This window comes from Streptomyces sp. NBC_00285, from assembly GCF_036174265.1.
Classification (GTDB): domain Bacteria; phylum Actinomycetota; class Actinomycetes; order Streptomycetales; family Streptomycetaceae; genus Streptomyces.
Window position 1 is genome coordinate 3990770 of record NZ_CP108055.1, and the last position, 14991, is coordinate 4005760.

General features: G+C 71.0%; 13 protein-coding genes. 5 read left to right on the forward strand and 8 right to left on the reverse strand.

Annotated elements, in window-relative coordinates; all coding sequences use genetic code 11:
• The first annotated feature begins 13 nt into the window (after nucleotides 1–13).
• Nucleotides 14–1072: a hypothetical protein gene (locus tag OHT57_RS18460; protein ID WP_328747526.1), complete on the forward strand. Its 1059-nt coding sequence runs from the start codon at nucleotides 14–16 to the stop codon at nucleotides 1070–1072.
• Nucleotides 1073–1275: 203 nt separating this feature from the next.
• Nucleotides 1276–1842, forward strand: coding sequence for a hypothetical protein (locus OHT57_RS18465; protein ID WP_328747527.1), 567 nt, complete (start codon nucleotides 1276–1278; stop codon nucleotides 1840–1842).
• A gap of 1 nt (nucleotide 1843) precedes the next feature.
• On the opposite strand, the gene OHT57_RS18470 is transcribed toward OHT57_RS18465, so the two are convergent.
• From OHT57_RS18470 to OHT57_RS18495, 6 genes are all read right to left on the reverse strand, one after another.
• Complete coding sequence (locus OHT57_RS18470; RefSeq protein WP_328753240.1) at nucleotides 1844–3028, reverse strand: glycosyltransferase; 1185 nt, start codon at nucleotides 3026–3028, stop codon at nucleotides 1844–1846.
• 144 nt (nucleotides 3029–3172) lie between these two features.
• The gene (locus OHT57_RS18475; protein WP_328747528.1) at nucleotides 3173–4309 is read right to left on the reverse strand and encodes a serine hydrolase domain-containing protein; all 1137 of its coding nucleotides are present in this window, start codon (nucleotides 4307–4309) and stop codon (nucleotides 3173–3175) included.
• Between the two features lie 100 nt (nucleotides 4310–4409).
• Entirely contained in the window at nucleotides 4410–6179 is a 1770-nt protein-coding gene (locus OHT57_RS18480) for a TIGR03767 family metallophosphoesterase (RefSeq protein ID WP_328747529.1), read from the reverse strand.
• 232 nt (nucleotides 6180–6411) lie between these two features.
• Nucleotides 6412–6861, reverse strand: coding sequence for an NUDIX hydrolase (locus OHT57_RS18485; protein ID WP_328747530.1), 450 nt, complete (start codon nucleotides 6859–6861; stop codon nucleotides 6412–6414).
• A gap of 9 nt (nucleotides 6862–6870) precedes the next feature.
• Nucleotides 6871–7752, reverse strand: a complete 882-nt coding sequence (locus OHT57_RS18490; protein WP_328747531.1) for a pyridoxamine 5'-phosphate oxidase family protein — start codon at nucleotides 7750–7752, stop codon at nucleotides 6871–6873.
• A gap of 2 nt (nucleotides 7753–7754) precedes the next feature.
• Entirely contained in the window at nucleotides 7755–8198 is a 444-nt protein-coding gene (locus OHT57_RS18495) for a VOC family protein (protein WP_328747532.1), read from the reverse strand.
• 123 nt (nucleotides 8199–8321) lie between these two features.
• Between OHT57_RS18495 and OHT57_RS18500 the strand changes: the two genes are divergently transcribed.
• Both OHT57_RS18500 and OHT57_RS18505 read left to right on the forward strand, forming a co-directional pair.
• A complete protein-coding gene (locus OHT57_RS18500) occupies nucleotides 8322–8864 on the forward strand; it encodes a CGNR zinc finger domain-containing protein (protein ID WP_328747533.1) in 543 nt (180 codons plus the stop codon).
• Nucleotides 8865–9159: 295 nt separating this feature from the next.
• On the forward strand, nucleotides 9160–12462 hold the full coding sequence (locus OHT57_RS18505; RefSeq protein ID WP_328747534.1) for a S8 family serine peptidase: 3303 nt from the start codon (nucleotides 9160–9162) through the stop codon (nucleotides 12460–12462).
• Nucleotides 12463–12523: 61 nt separating this feature from the next.
• Here the strand turns inward: OHT57_RS18505 and OHT57_RS18510 are convergent, their stop codons facing one another.
• Nucleotides 12524–13228, reverse strand: a complete 705-nt coding sequence (locus OHT57_RS18510) for a hypothetical protein (protein WP_328747535.1) — start codon at nucleotides 13226–13228, stop codon at nucleotides 12524–12526.
• A gap of 1 nt (nucleotide 13229) precedes the next feature.
• Nucleotides 13230–13751 (reverse strand): sigma-70 family RNA polymerase sigma factor, encoded by a 522-nt coding sequence (locus tag OHT57_RS18515; protein ID WP_328747536.1) that lies wholly within the window; start codon nucleotides 13749–13751, stop codon nucleotides 13230–13232.
• Nucleotides 13752–13958: 207 nt separating this feature from the next.
• On the opposite strand from OHT57_RS18515, the gene OHT57_RS18520 reads away from it, so the two are divergent.
• The gene (locus OHT57_RS18520; protein WP_328747537.1) at nucleotides 13959–14975 is read left to right on the forward strand and encodes an aspartate-semialdehyde dehydrogenase; all 1017 of its coding nucleotides are present in this window, start codon (nucleotides 13959–13961) and stop codon (nucleotides 14973–14975) included.
• The last annotated feature ends 16 nt before the right edge of the window (nucleotides 14976–14991 follow it).

A 14991-nucleotide genomic window follows, 5' to 3' on the forward strand; every position in this document is an offset into this window, starting at 1 on the left:
GAATCTCCGCTGCATGAACCACAACGCCCCGGTCCCCCCGGTCTCCCCCCGCCCCCTGCGCCACCTCGCCGAGGTGCACCGCCGTGTCGTGACGGCCGGCCGGCTCCGCTCGCAGGGTGTCTCTGCCGCCGAGGCGAACGAGCAGTGCAGGCCCGGCGGCCCCTGGCAGCAGATCCTCCCGGGCGTGTTCCTGCTCCACGCGGGCCCACCGACCAGCGAGGAGCGGCTGCACGCGGTGCTGATGTACGCGGCACGGGAACGCGGCACGGGGGTGCCGGTCCAGCCGGGCGCGGAGGAACCGCACCGGCCGGTGTACACGGAGGCGATGATCACCGGACTCGCGGCGCTGACGCTGCACGGCTTCACCGAGACGCCGCCCCTGCTCTCCCTGGACCGCATCGACGTCCTGGTCCCCCGGCTCCGCCGGCTGCGCTCGGCGGGCGGCGCCCGGATCGTCCGCACCTCGACACTCCCCGCCGCCGAGCAGGTCACCGGCGTCCCGGTCGCCCCGGTCCCGCGCGCCCTCGCCGACGCGGTCACCGAACTGACGGACGCAGGCACCGTACGCCGGCTGCTCACCGAGGCGGTGCGCGGCGGCCACTGCGAACCCGCGGCGGTCGTCCGCGAGCTGAACAACGCCAAGCTCCTGAACCGCCCGCACGTGGTGGACGCGGTGGACTCCCTGCTCGCCGAGGGCCGCGCGATCGCGGAGGACCGCCTGTACCGGATGGTCGAGGAGTACGGCCTCCCCGACCCGGTGTGGAACGTGGACCTGAGGCTGCCGGGCGGGCCGCACCTGGGCGGACTGGACGCGTACTGGCCGGAGCAGGCTGTCGCGGTGGAGCTGGACACCCGCGCCCCGCGTCAGGGCCGTCAGCAGGACGACGACGCCGTGTGGTCCGAGTACGCCCGCAAGCGCGAGCACCTGGAGCGCCTCGGCATCACGGTCGTCCACATCACCCCGCGCAAGCTCCGGGACGCGAGGGAACAGCAGGCGGCGGTCGTCCGCACGGCCCTGATGGCCTCCGGCGACCGGGATCCCGCCGCCTATGTCGTGGTGCTGCCCCGGTAGTGACGGACCGGGGCGGGATCAGGAGGGGAGAGGAGGGGCCGTCGGCGTCGGGGAGCCGGGGGCCCCTCCTCCAAGTCACGGCGCCGGCCGAGGAGTTCGGCGCGGATTCGCACCGGTCGCCCGGTCCTGGACGGGACGGCGGGCGGGTCGCTCCGCTCCGATAGCCTGAGGTCACCGCGGGCCATCCGCGTGTTCGCGTCGGGATGATCGTGGAGAATAGTCGAGTGTCGAGCCGCAGAGTTCCTTCGGGTGCCTGGATAACCGCCCTGCTGGTGGGCGCACTGGTCACCGTGGGTGCGCTGACGGTACAGGCGCACCAGCACGCGCCGAAGGACGGCCTGAGTGCCGGCGCCTCCACGCCGGCCGCCAAGCGCTCCCCGTCGAGCACCCCGAAGCCGCAGAACCCCGTTCCCGGCGATTCCGGCACGGGGCGGCGGGTCGTCTACTCGACGGGCCAGAAGCGCGTGTGGCTGGTCGACGACAAGGGCGCCGCTCTGCGGTCCTTCACCGTGTGGGCCGGGACGATCACCCCGGCCCCCGGGTCGTACAAGGTCTCCTTCCGGCGGGAACAGGGCACGGGATCCGACGGGGTGTCGATCGAGCACGCCGTGTACTTCGGAACCAGTTCCGCCTTCTCCAACGCGGTCGACGGATCCTCGCCGTCCCCGAATCCCGGTCTTCGCACCGGCGCCGTCCGGGAGCGCGCGGCGGACGGCGCCGCCATGTGGGAGTTCGCCGCCATGGGCACACCGGTCACCGTGGTGAAGTAGGTCAGGCGGCCGGGGAGTCGTCGAACTCCGGGAGGACATCCGCCGCGGTGCGGTCCAGCAGGGCCGCGTACGACGCGATCATCCTCGTACGGCTGAAGCGTTCACGGCTCGCGACGAGGGCCGGGGCGAGGTCGGCGCGGGAGGCCACCGCCTGTGACCACGCCGCCGCGATCACCTCCGGGTCCGGGGCCGTGACCAGGCCGTGGCCCGCCACGATCGCCGCGCTGTCGCCGACGTCGGTCGCCACCGGGACCGCGCCGCACATCATGCCCTCGATCAGGCACAGGGGTGCCGCCTCGCCCCACGCGGAGGTGAGGGCGACAACGTCGGAGGCGGCGTAGAGCATCTCCATGTCGCGCCGGACGCCGAGCAGGCGCAGCCGGTCCGTGAGGCCCGGCCGGGTACCGAACGCCTCCGCGACGTCAGCCGTCAGGCCCGTGTTCGCCGCCGTCATGCCCGCCCCGCACATCAGCACCTGCCCGTCGGGGACACGGCCGAGCCAGGCGCGGGCGGCGGCGAGCAGCAGGGGCACGTTCTTCATGGCGTCGTAGCGGGCGGCGAAGACGACCACGGGGGCCGCGGGGCCGATGCCGAGTTCCGTGCGGGTCGCGAGACGGCGGGCCGCGTCGGGGCGGAAGCGGAAGAGGTCGACGCCGTTGGGGATCACGTGGAGCAGGCCCGCGGGGATGCCGGCGGCCTGGTAGGCGGCCCTCGTGGACTCGGCGCAGCAGACGCAGGCCACGACCGTGCCGTCGGCGATGGCGGCCTTCAGTTCGCCGAGGGCGGCGCCCTGGTTCTCCGGGTCGGAGCGGTGCAGACAGACCACGACCGGGCGGCGCGGCAGCCCGGCCTGGTTGAGCAGCCCCAGCGGCTGTTCCTTCAGGGACAGGATGACGTCCGCGCCCGCCGTCGCCCGGGCGGTTTCGGCCAGTTCCGGGCCGGTGAACCCGGCCGGAACGCCGGTGCCGCGGAAGGTGCGGCCGAGGGTGGTGACACCCACCCCGGCCGCGGTCAGCGCGCGGTAGCAGGTGTCGTCCGCCATCAGCTGGCGGGTCGCCTCCCGGTGCACCTCGCCGTACAGACTGAGCACCTGATGGCGCTGGCCGCCCTCGGTGAGGCCCAGAACGATGTCGCTGTGCACGATCCGGGCCCCACCGGAGAAGAAACCCTCGTACACCGACAGCACTCGCAGTTCGCGTCCCGTACGCACACGACCACCCGCCTTGCACATGAAATCGAGCCATCCCCGTGAAGTGCGGGTTAGCCGATATGAGGCGGTACGGACATTACGTCCGGATGAACTGGGTGCTTCGGATCCGAGTCGGCGCAACTACTTGCCGCAGAACTCCGCTTCGAGCACCGCGTCGCTGTTTCCCGACCAGTCACCGTTGAAGTTGAAGGCGACGGAGTGCCGGCCGTCGGCGGTGGTCACGGCCGCCGAGGAGGAGCCGTGGATGCCGCCGTCGTGGCCCCACACATGGACCCCGCAGCTGAGCTCGCGGTCGATCAGGCCGAGGCCGTAGCCCGCATTGGGGATGCCTTCGACCGCCACGGTGGTCTTCATCTCCTTCAGCTGCTTCGGCGGGAGGAGCCTGCCCCTGAGCAGGGCCGAGTAGAAGCGGTCCAGATCGGCCGAGTCGGAGATCATCTCGCCCGCCGAGGAGGCCAGCGAGGGGTTCAGCCTCGTGACGTCGTACGTCGGTCCCGTCGCCGTCTGCGCCAGCTTGGAGTAGGCCCGGCTGCTGGGCTGCGGGACGGTGACGCGGGTGCCCGGGACCGAGGTGGCCCTCAGGTGCAGGGGGCCGATGATGCGGTGGCGGATCTCCTCGCCGTACGACCGGCCGGTGACCTTCTGGATCACCATGCCCGCCACGACGTAGTTGGTGTTGGAGTAGTTCCAGGACGCGCCCGGCGCGAAGTCCGGCTTGTGGGTCATGGCGATCGCGACGAGTTCCCCGGCGCTCTTGGTGTCGTAACGGTGCTTGAGGAAGCCGTCCTTGAGGAAGTACGTCCGCCCGAACGTGTCGTCGGCGGTGTAGTTGAAGATTCCGCTCGTGTGGTTGAGGAGCTGGCGGACCGTGATCCGGCCGCCGTCGTGGCCGTTGCCGTGGACCAGGCCCGGCAGCCACTTGTCGACCTTGTCGTCGAGCGACAGCCGCCCTTCCGCCTCCAGTTGGAGCAGCACGGTGGAGACGAAGGTCTTGGTGATGGAGCCGACGCGGTAGCGGTCGTCCGCCGAACGCGGCGCGTGTGTCCTGAGATCGCCGACCCCGGCGGTGGCCGACCAGGTGCTCCGGCCGTCCTTCGCCGTCAGCGTCACGCCCGGCACACCGTCCTTCACCGCGGCACGGACGGCCTGCCGGGTGGCCGCATGAGTATCGGACCCGGCCGCCATCGCCGGGGCGGCGAGGCCGGTCGTGAGTGCCACGGCAGTCGCCCCGACCACCACAGTCGTACGTACGGTCATCTCTTCCCCCTGTTTCGGGCACGCCCGGTCAGCGTGATCGGCGGGAGAGACCCCCGCCTGAGGAAGAAGGTTGAGGTGGATCAAAGGGGTTGGGCCGGTTTCAGCCCTTCTTCAACACCAGCTCCGTGTTCCGGTCCACCGAGCCGCCGCCCAGCTTGTCGCTCGAACCGGGGGCGTTGTAGGCCAGTTCGCGGTAGAGGGCCGCGAGGCCGGTCTGGGAGAGGTCGGCGAAGTCGGTGCGGTGCGGGGCCGCGGACTCGACCAGGGTGGTGAAGATCGAGATCGTGCCGTCCTTGTTGTCCACCAGCTCGATGACCCGGGCCAGGTGCGGGAAGTCGATGTGGGAGGCGGTGGAGATCTCCCAGAAGGAGCGGCCGTCGGGAGCCGAGTGGGCGGTGATCACATTGCGGTGGATGTGGCCGTTGACCCAGGCCAGGACGTTGCTGTGGCTGGCGAGCAGGGCGACGACGTCCTGGCCGCCGTACCGCCGCTCGCCCGGGTGGGCCGGGTCCCGGCGGAAGTTGTCCATCGAGTCGCTGGTGTGGTGGCTGAAGACGACGACGAAGGAGTCCTTGTTCTCCCGCAGCGTCCGCTCCAGCCACCGCAGCTGCTTGGTGCCGATGGACCCCTCGTAGTGGCCGCCCGGATCGGTGGTGTCGAGGCTGACGCCCACGACGTCGTCGGAGATGCGGAAGCTGTAGTACTGGGTGCCCGCGTCGAGGTTGGCGGTGGAGTAGCCGTGGCCGACCGGGCCGACACCCCGGTACGCGGGGTCGAGGTGGGCCGTGAGGTAGTCGCGGGCCGTGTAGGGGGCGCGCCGTTCGTCGGGGGTGACCGAGCGCATGTTCCGGGCGTGCGCCTTGAGCAGGTCGCGGAAGTTGTGGCCCTGGGGGTCGCCGGCCTTGCGGATCATGTCCTGGAGCTTCTTCGCCTCGGACGCGGGCAGCGACATGAGCTTCTTGCCGCCGACGGCGTACTCGGCGAGCCAGGAGTCGCCGTGGCCGTAGCAGCCCAGCGGCAGGCTGTCGTGGTTGCCGACCGTGGAGTACCAGGGGATGTTCAGGCCGGGGCTGTTCACCTCGCGGATGGCGGCGGCCAGGTAGCCCGACAGGTGCGGGAAACCGAGCTGCTTGTCCTGGTCGCGGGTGGTCGAGTCGGGCTGCCAGTACTGCTTGAGGCCGCTGTTCTGGACGCCCTCGTAGTGGCGCGGGTCCCCGGAGTTGGGGGTGATGCGGCCACCGCTCATGACGGTGAGGAACCAGTCCAGTTCGTGGCGGGAGTTGTTGTCCGTGTTGTCGCCGGTCGTCATGGCGAACTGGAGCGGGGCGCCGGTGACGGGCCCGCCGCGCAGCGCGTTGACCCGCTCGACGAGCGAGATCGCCCCGGGCACGGTGAGCGCCTCCTGGGGCCGCCAGGAGTGCACGTCGGTCGAGCGCAGGTACTCCAGGCGCATCGGGTGCTGGCTGTCCATCAGGTGCAGGTCGGTGAACTGCACGAACGCGGCCAGCGAGGTACGCCGCCCGGCCCGCCCGGACTTCGGGGCGGCGAGGTCGGAGCGCACCTTGCGGCTCCAGCCGGCGCCGTCGCCGAGCCGCCGGTAGCCGGAGCTCGTGCGCGGGGCCGCGATGGAGGCGACGGTGGTGCCGCGGGTGTACGGGGCGAGGGGCACCTCGACCGGGGCGGCGGCCTGGTGGACGGACTGGGCGACCGGCGCCTCGGCGGCGGCACCGGTGCCCGTCGCGGCCTGGCTGTCGGTGGGCCGCAAGGCGTAGCCGACGCCCACGGAGACGGCGGCGGCGCCCGCGGCGGCGAGGACGGTACGGCGGTGGACCCCCAGCGTGGTGCTGGCGACAGAGCGTGTGCGCGACATGGCGCGATCTCCCCGAGTGCGAACTGCGTCGGCAGTGGTCACGGGTGATCGCGTCAGCGAACAACCCGCTCTCACTGGATGCTTGGCACTGGGGATGACCTGCGCGTGAACGAGACAGCAACGCGCAACACCGATCACCGTACGTCGATCTTGGCCCACCCTGCGCGTTCATGAGCGCTCGTCGAACAGCCGGGGAGCGGCTACGCCGCGTTCATCTTCCGGGGTAGGACACCTATCCCCCGGGCCGTCCGGTCACCGGCCGCTCCCGCCACAGGCGCAGGCCGAAGTCGACCGCGGGCACCCGTGTCAGCGCGGGTACCGCGTCCAGGTCGTGCCATGCGGCCATGTCCGTGGAGCCGCCGATCTCGTTGCGCAGTTCGCCGCCGACGACCCGGGCCTCGTACATGAGCCCCACGTGCTGCTGGTCGACCCTGCGGCCGAAGCGGCGCCGGGCGGGGAAGCGCACCGACCGCACGCCGAGCAGACCGGTGACCTCGACGTGGTGGCCCGTCTCCTCCTCCACCTCGCGCAGCACGGTGTCGTACGGGTCCTCGCCGTGTTCCATGCCGCCGCCGGGCAGCGCCCACTCGGCCCGCCCGTGGCCGTCGATCCAGCGGGCGAGCAGGAGTTGTCCGTCGCGGACGCATATGGCGTAGGCCGCCACCCTCAACTTCTTGCGCATACGCCGAAGTTAGTGCGCCGGGTCCGGATTGGCCGGTGAGTATTCGGGCGCGGACCAGCGCAGCGGGAGGGCCGACGGGGTCTCGACGACCTCTCGTACGGTGAAGCGGACCCTGCGATCCGGGCCGAAGTCGGTGTGCGCCTCGCCCGTCAGCTGCAGTGCCGTGCCGGTCGTCCAGTCGAGGAACAGCAGGCCGGCCCGTGGGTCGGCGGCGAGGTTGCCCAGGGTCAGGAACATCGAGTTGCCGGGGTAGTCGGGCCAGCTGAGCTCGCCCGGTGAACAGGCCTGTACGAAGCCGGGGTTGCCGCCCCGATGGCTGACGTCGGCCCCGCCCCCGTGTACGGACGCCAGGAAGAAGGTGTCCGCCGCGGTGATGAACTCGGCCTGTGCGGGCGTGAGTTCACCGCCGTGCACGGCACTGCCTCGCCGACGGTCGGCCACCACCTCGTACCCCTGTCTCCGCTGCAGGTACTTCGGGCAGTTCGCGAACACCTGGTCGGCCTCCACCGCGAACCCCCGCGCCGTGGGGTCTAGTCGGCCGTTGAGACGCATACGGCGACGGGTCCGGGGGTCGAGGGCGATCGTGCCGACGGGTGTGCCGGGTGTGGCGAACGCCGTCGCGAGGGGGTCGGCCGGCAGCCACCCGCCCGCGACGGAGATGCGGCGCGGACCCGTCGCCCGGACGAAGCCCGGCGTCCCCGTGAGCGGCGACGCCCAGACCCGGCCCGTGGCGGGGTCCGCGGCACCGGCGACGAGCAGGGGCTGCAGTTCCAGGAAGGCCGCGGCGACCTCCCTGATGCCCTGGCCGACCGAGCGGCCCACGTGATCCGCCTGCTCACGCACTCCCACCCGGTCCTGCACGGCACGCGAGCCCGCGTGATAGACCGCCATGGCTAGAAGAACCCGCAGGTCGGAGCCGATCCGGAGGGTGCCGGGGAATCCTCGGCACCGCTCGGGACGGAGATCTCCAGGCGGGTGCCGTCGGGGTCGTGGAAGAAGATGCCGCCCGACCCGGCGCCCTCGCGGTGGGCGACCACGCCGTCGTACGCGAAGTCCACGCCGTACTCGCGCAGCGCCTCCTCGTACTGCCGGACCTTGTCGATCGAGTCCGCCTCCAGGGCGAGGTGGTGCAGGCCCGCGCGGTCGGGGCCGTACGGCTGCTGTGCCTGCTGCCAGAGGGTGAGGACGAGGGTCTCGCCGTCACCGAGGAAGGCGTAGCGGCGGCCCTCCTCCTTGCCCTCGGCGAGGGGCGTGAAGCCGAGGACGTCCCGGTAGAAGGCGAGCGAACGGTCGAGGTCGGTGACGTTCAGGCCTATGTGGCCGGTGCGCAAGGTCACGGCTGTCCCCTTTGGTTCGGCTGATCCACTCACTTAACCCTTGTAAGTGACTTTAAAGGTTAGGATCGGCAAGCGCAACCAGTCACGTAGTCTTGACCGGTTAGCACGGAAAGGGAGCCCCACATGTCCGCCCCCCGCGACCCCCGCCCGCTCACCGGTGAGCCGCTCGCGCTCGACCTGCTCAACACGCGGTGGATGAGCGAGGGGAGCCGGCAGGACCTCCTCACCGATGTCGACGGACTCGCGGTGTGGCTCGACTCGGCCGGGCTGAGGGACGCCCACACCCCGGACGCCGGAATGCTGCGGCACCTCCTCCAGGCCCGGGAGGCCCTGCACACGGTGGTGGACGGCTCCCTGGAGAAGGGGGCGCCGCTGGTCGACGCCGTGCTCGGGCACGGACGCGTCCGGGTCTCGCTCACCCCTCAAGGGCCGGTCGAGCGGCCCGAGTTGAGCGACCCCGCCTGGGCCCCGGCCTGGCTCGCCGCCCGCAACTACCTGTGGCTGCTCGGCACCGCGCCGGACCGGATCCGGCCATGCGCCCACGAGTCGTGCGTACTCCACTTCTTCGACACGTCGAGGAACGGCACCCGGCGCTGGTGCTCGATGGCGACCTGCGGCAACCGCGCGAAGGCATCCCGGCACTACGCGCGCGCCAAGGACGCCTGAACCGGGGCCACCTGCGCCGAAGGCCCTGGACCGAGGCTTCCTGCGGCGAGAACCCCTGGGGCGAATTGCCCGGTTGGTCACGCATATTGGCCAATACCACGAAAGCCCGTGAACAACCCAAAGGGCATCGCGGGTTTTCCCCATACACCCATATCGATTCGGTCAACTCTCCCTAAACATCCTTCCCATGGGTAAAGCTGGGCGCTCATCCGGGGTCTCCTTCCGGATCATCGTGATCAGGGCCGATCGGTTCCGGTCACACGCCTGCTCGTTCCTTTACCTACAAGGGATGCCGATGACCCTCACCCCCCAGCCCACACCGACAACGGGCGCGAGACGTGTGGCGCGAATAGCGGTGGCCGCCGGTCTGGTCGCCGCCCTGTCCGCGGCGGGACCGATACCCATGGCCTTCTCCGCCGCCGCGGACGACGCGCCCGCCGCTTCCGACCCGGGCCTGAAGCCCGCTGCCGCGAAGCTCGGTTCGGACGACGCCGACGCGCTCGCCGAGGCCAAGGCCGACGGCGCCAAGAGCATCACGTTGATGGTCGCCACCGCCCCCGGCAGGACCGAGCAGGTCGCCGCGGAGCTGGACGCGGTCAAGGGCGGCATGGTGGGCCTCACGTACGACAAGCTCGGCTACGTCCGGGCCACCGTCCCCACCGCGAAGGCGGACTCGGCCATCGCCGCCGCCGCGAAGCTCTCCTCCGTGCACGGCATCGACGTCAAGCAGGACATCCCGCTGGACGACCCCACGCCGAGCGCCGACACCGTCAAGGGTGCCAAGAGCAGCAAGGGCGAGGCCCCGGTCACCTACCCGGCGCCCGACAAGAAGACCCCCGCCACGAACCCGTACAACCCGTCCTTCGAGACGGGCGCCGTCGACTTCGTGAAGGACCACCCGAAGGCGGACGGCCGCGGCGTCACCATCGGCATCCTGGACTCCGGCGTCGACCTCGGCCACCCGGCGCTGCAGAAGACCACCACCGGTGAGCGGAAGATCGTCGACTGGGTGACGTCGACCGACCCGGTCTCCGACGGCGACGCCACCTGGCGCCGGATGAACAACCCCGTCAGCGGCCCGACCTTCACCATCGCGGGCGCCACCTGGAAGGCCCCGGCGGGCTCCTACCAGTTCAACCTGTTCCGCGAGTCGGTCACCGCCGGCGGTGACGCCAAGGGCGACGCCAACCGCGACGGCGACACCACCGACGTCTGGGGCGTCCTCTACGACGCGGCCGCCGGAACCGTCCGGGTCGACCTGAACAACAACAACGACTTCTCCGACGACACCCCGATGAAGCCGTACAAGGACGGCTACCAGGTCGGCTACTTCGGCACGGACAACCCGTCGACCGACGTCGTCGAGCGCCAGCCCTTCGTCGTCGAGATCCGCAAGGACGTCGTCTACGACGCCGCCGGGAGCAAGGCCGACTACGTCAACATCGGCGTCATCGAGTCCGAACACGGCACCCACGTCGCCGGCATCACCGCCGCCAAGGGCCTGTTCGGCGGCCGGATGAACGGCGCGGCCCCGGGCGCGAAGATCGTCTCCTCGCGTGCCTGCACCTGGAGCGGCGGCTGCACCAACGTGGCGCTGACCGAGGGCATGATCGACCTCGTCGTCAACCGCGGCGTCGACATCGTCAACATGTCGATCGGCGGCCTGCCCGCCCTCAACGACGGCAACAACGCGCGCGCCGAGCTGTACACGCGCCTCATCGACACCTACGGCGTCCAGCTCGTGATCTCCGCGGGCAACTCCGGCTCCGGCGCGAACACCATCGGCGACCCCGGCCTGGCCGACAAGGTCATCTCGGTGGGCGCGGCCATCTCCAAGGAGACCTGGGCCTCCAACTACGGCTCGCAGGTGACGAAGAAGTACTGGCTGATGCCCTTCTCCTCGCGCGGTCCGCGTGAGGACGGCGGCTTCGCGCCGACCCTCGTCGCCCCCGGCGCCGCGATCAACACCACGCAGACCTGGCTGCCGGGCTCCCCGGTCGCCGAGTCGGGCTACACGCTGCCGGCCGGCTACTCGATGCTCCAGGGCACCTCGATGGCCTCCCCGCAGGCCGCCGGCGCCTCCGCGCTGCTGCTGAGCGCCGCCAAGCAGAAGGGCATCGCGCTCTCCCCGCAGGTCCTGCGCACGGCACTGACCTCGACCGCCGGCCACATCAAGGGTCTGCAGGCGTACGAGGAAGGCGCGGGCCGCATCGACATCGTCGACGCCTGGGACGCCATCACGCACAAGGCGACCGCCGCGGACTACACCGTCAAGGCGCCCGTCGACACCGCGCTCGACCAGCTGCTGAAGACCCCCGGCTTCGGCACCGGTGTCTACGACCGCGAGGGCGGCCTGAAGGCCGGCCAGAAGAAGACGTACGACGTCACGATCACCCGTACGTCCGGCGTGGACAAGCCGGTCCGGCACAAGCTGCGCATCGAGAACAACGCCGGTGACACCTTCAAGGTCGTCGGCAAGGGCGACGTGAGTCTCCCGCTCAACCAGCCGGTGACCGTCAAGGTCCAGGCCGCTCCGAAGTCCGCGGGCATCAAGAGCGCCATCCTGGAGCTCGACGACCCGAGGACCGAGGGTGTCGACAAGCAGATCATGACCACGGTCATCGTCTCGACGCCGGTGCAGTACACCTTCTCCGCGTCGAACACCGTGCAGCGCAACAGCACGCAGCACTACTTCCTGACCGTCCCCGAGGGCGCCACCGCTCTGGAGGTCGCGATCGGCGGGCTCAAGGACAAGAGCCAGACCCGCTTCATCTCGATCCACCCGTACGGCGTCGCGGTCGAGGACACCGGCACCCCGTACTGCTACAGCAACTACCCGAACACCAACGGCTGCAAGCCCGACGCGCGTTCGTACGCGAACCCGCAGGCCGGTGTCTGGGAGGTCGAGGTCGAGTCGCGCCGCACCTCGGCGCTGCTCGACAACCCGTACAAGCTGGACGTCGCCGTCTACAGCGCGGTCTTCGACCCGGCGACCGTGACCGTCCCCGAGGCCAAGGTCAACACCCCGGTCAGCGCCTCCTGGACGGTGACCAACAAGTTCGCCGCGATCGACGGCAAGCTGGCCGGCGGCCCCCTCGGCTCGTCCAAGACGGCCCGCCCGACGATCACCGAAGGCGTCGTCCAGACCAGCACGGTCGAGGTGCCCGCGGGCGCCACGTCCCTCAACGTCGCCATCGGCAACGTCTCCGACCCGTCCGCCGACCTCGACCTGGCGGTCAAGAACGCGGCGGGCACCGTGGTCGGCAGCTCCGCCGACGGTGACTCGGAGGAGGCGGTCTCGGTCGCCTCGCCCGCCGCCGGCACGTACACCGTCGAGGTCACGGGCTACTCGGTCCCGGCCGGCTCCACCGCATACGACTACCAGGACGTGTTCTTCTCCAGCGCCCTGGGCACCGTCACCGTCTCCGACGGGCCGGTCAAGCTCGGCACGGGCGCCTCGGCGACCGTCTCCGGCAGCGTCACCGCCCTGGCGGCCGCACCGGCGGGCCGTGAGTTCTTCGGCCAGGTCAGCCTCGTCAACGCGCGCGGCACGGTCGCCGGCATCGGCAGCGTGAAGATCGAGAAGGTCACGCCGTAACACTTCTCCGTACGGCGAAAAGGGGCGGGCGTCCGTGAGGGCGCCCGCCCTTTCGCATGCCTCAGCAGGTCAGCGTGCGCGACTCGGGCAGCGAAGCGGTGATCCAGGCCCGTTCCCGGGCGACCGCCTTCTCCCCGACGGCCCAGTGATCGGGCACCGGTGAGCCCTCGGTCACCCCGAACAGGACCCGGGTGCCCTTCACCAGGGGTTCGGGAGTGTCGTACTCGCCGATCACGTACGTGAGGTCCGCGGGACCGGAGGACGGCTTGTAGGAGCGGGTGACATGCACGGTGACCTGGAGTTCTCCGGGGAACTGCCGGACCACGGTGACCTCGCCCTCGGCGACCGTGGTGGCGCAGGCCAGGTAGGCCGGGCTGCCGAAGCGGACGCCCGACTCCGCCTTGGAGGCCGAGTCGGCGCTGGTGCCCGCGTCCTGCGAGGCCGCGCCGATGTGCCCGGACAGCCATCCCAGGCCCGTGACCACACCGGCGACGGCGGCCACCGCGAGGGTGCCGAAGGCGAGGGTGCGGGCCCGGCGCCGGGCCCGGGAGGGACGTACGGGAACGGGTTTCGGGGCCGGCGCGGGCTCCGTCAGGGTCTCGCCGATGATCCGCAGCTGCTCGCGCAGCACGGCGACGTCGGCCCGGGCGGACCGGTGCTCGGCGAGGAAGACCGGGTCGCCGGCGGCCGACTCGGGCAGCGGGTCGTCGATGAGGGCGGCCATCAGCGCGTCGATGCCGTGGGGCCCGTCGTGTCCGGCGCTCATGTCACACCACCTCGTCCTCGTGCAGTCGGGCGCGCATGGCCCGTACCGCCGTGTGCAGCCGGCTCTTGACCGTGCCCTCCGGTACGCCCAGCTCCTGGGCGATCGAGCGCACCGGCAGGTCGGCGAAGAACCGCAGCACGAGAACCTGGCGCTGCTGGTCGGGCAGCTCGTCCAGGCCCTGGGCGACGGCGAGGGAGAGCACGCTGGTGTCCTCCCCCGAGGGGTGCTCGTGCTGGCGCAGCGAGGCCAGCCGCTCCCCCAGCCGGTCCTGGCGCTTCTTGGCACGGTGCCAGTCCATGGCGAGGTTGGAGGCGACGACGGCGGCCCACGCGGACACGTCCCGCGGCGCCTCGTACCCCTTCGCCGCCCGCTCCAGCAACCGCAGGCGGACCTGCTGCACCCCGTCCGGCAGGTCCGTCTGCGGCACCCCGCCGAGGGCGAGCACCGCTCGCACCCGGCGTTCCTGCGCCACGTCCAGAGGATCATCGTCCTCCTGGACCCGGCGTGCCCTTCTGCGCAGCACAAGCCACCCCCCTCACCGCGTTTCCTCTACGACGCCGCAGCGCGCGGAAACGTTCGGCGGATCCCCGGAAAATCGCTCAGAGGCGTACGTCACACCGTCCAGCAGTCCATTCCTCGGGCATGGAGCGCAAAGAACTGGACAGGCGGACCCAGGTCGGCCGCATGATGGAAACGCCGCAGATGTACAGGAACACATGAGGGAGTCACCGTGAGGGTCGGAATCGTCGGAGCCACCGGTCAGGTCGGCACGGTCATGCGCGGGATCCTCAAGGAGCGCGACTTCCCCGTCACCGAGCTGCGCCTGTTCGCCTCCGCCCGCTCCGCGGGATCGATCCTGGACGGCGTGACGGTGGAGGACGCGGCGACGGCCGACTACACCGGCCTGGACATCGTGCTGTTCTCCGCGGGCGGCTCGACCTCCAAGGCCCTGGCCGAAAAGGTCGCCTCGCAGGGCGCCGTGGTGATCGACAACTCCTCGGCCTGGCGCAAGGACCCCGAGGTCCCCCTGGTCGTCTCCGAGGTGAACCCGCACGCCATCGCGGACCGCCCCAAGGGCATCATCGCCAACCCGAACTGCACCACCATGGCCGCGATGCCGGTCCTGAAGGTGCTGGACACGGAGGCGGGCCTCAAGACGCTGATCGCCACCACCTACCAGGCGGTGTCGGGCTCGGGTGTCGCGGGCGTGGCCGAGCTGCACGGGCAGGTGCAGAAGGTCGCCGCCGACGCGGACAAGCTCACCCACGACGGCGGGGCGGTCGACTTCCCCGAGCCGCAGGTCTACAAGCGCCCCATCGCCTTCAACGTCCTGCCCTTCGCCGGCAACCTCGTCGAGGACGGCCTGAACGAGACCGACGAGGAGCAGAAGCTCCGCAACGAGTCCCGCAAGATCCTCGAGCTCCCCGAGCTGAAGGTCTCCGGCACCTGCGTGCGCGTCCCGGTCTTCTCCGGCCACTCCCTCCAGGTCAACGTCCGCTTCGCCCGCCCGATCACCCCGGAGCGCGCGACGGAGGTGCTGGCGGGCGCCCCCGGCGTGACCCTCTCGGACATCCCGACCCCCCTTGAGGCCGCCGGCAAGGACGCCTCCTTCGTCGGCCGCATCCGCCGCGACGAGACCGTCGACCACGGCCTGGCCCTCTTCATCTCCAACGACAACCTCCGCAAGGGCGCCGCGCTGAACGCGGTGCAGATCGCGGAGCTGGTGGCGGCGGAGCTCAAGGACTGACCCTCAGGACCGGCCC

What these genes read in the sequence shown, in the direction of transcription:
- OHT57_RS18500 (WP_328747533.1), top strand. Translation starts at nt 8,322, where the DNA reads ATGTCCGCCCCCCGCGACCCCCGCCCGCTCACCGGTGAGCCGCTCGCG.
- OHT57_RS18485 (WP_328747530.1), bottom strand. Translation starts at nt 6,861, where the DNA reads ATGCGCAAGAAGTTGAGGGTGGCGGCCTACGCCATATGCGTCCGCGAC.
- OHT57_RS18465 (WP_328747527.1), top strand. Translation starts at nt 1,276, where the DNA reads ATGATCGTGGAGAATAGTCGAGTGTCGAGCCGCAGAGTTCCTTCGGGT.
- OHT57_RS18490 (WP_328747531.1), bottom strand. Translation starts at nt 7,752, where the DNA reads ATGGCGGTCTATCACGCGGGCTCGCGTGCCGTGCAGGACCGGGTGGGA.
- OHT57_RS18460 (WP_328747526.1), top strand. Translation starts at nt 14, where the DNA reads ATGAACCACAACGCCCCGGTCCCCCCGGTCTCCCCCCGCCCCCTGCGC.
- OHT57_RS18475 (WP_328747528.1), bottom strand. Translation starts at nt 4,309, where the DNA reads ATGACCGTACGTACGACTGTGGTGGTCGGGGCGACTGCCGTGGCACTC.
- OHT57_RS18510 (WP_328747535.1), bottom strand. Translation starts at nt 13,228, where the DNA reads ATGAGCGCCGGACACGACGGGCCCCACGGCATCGACGCGCTGATGGCC.
- OHT57_RS18480 (WP_328747529.1), bottom strand. Translation starts at nt 6,179, where the DNA reads ATGTCGCGCACACGCTCTGTCGCCAGCACCACGCTGGGGGTCCACCGC.
- OHT57_RS18505 (WP_328747534.1), top strand. Translation starts at nt 9,160, where the DNA reads ATGACCCTCACCCCCCAGCCCACACCGACAACGGGCGCGAGACGTGTG.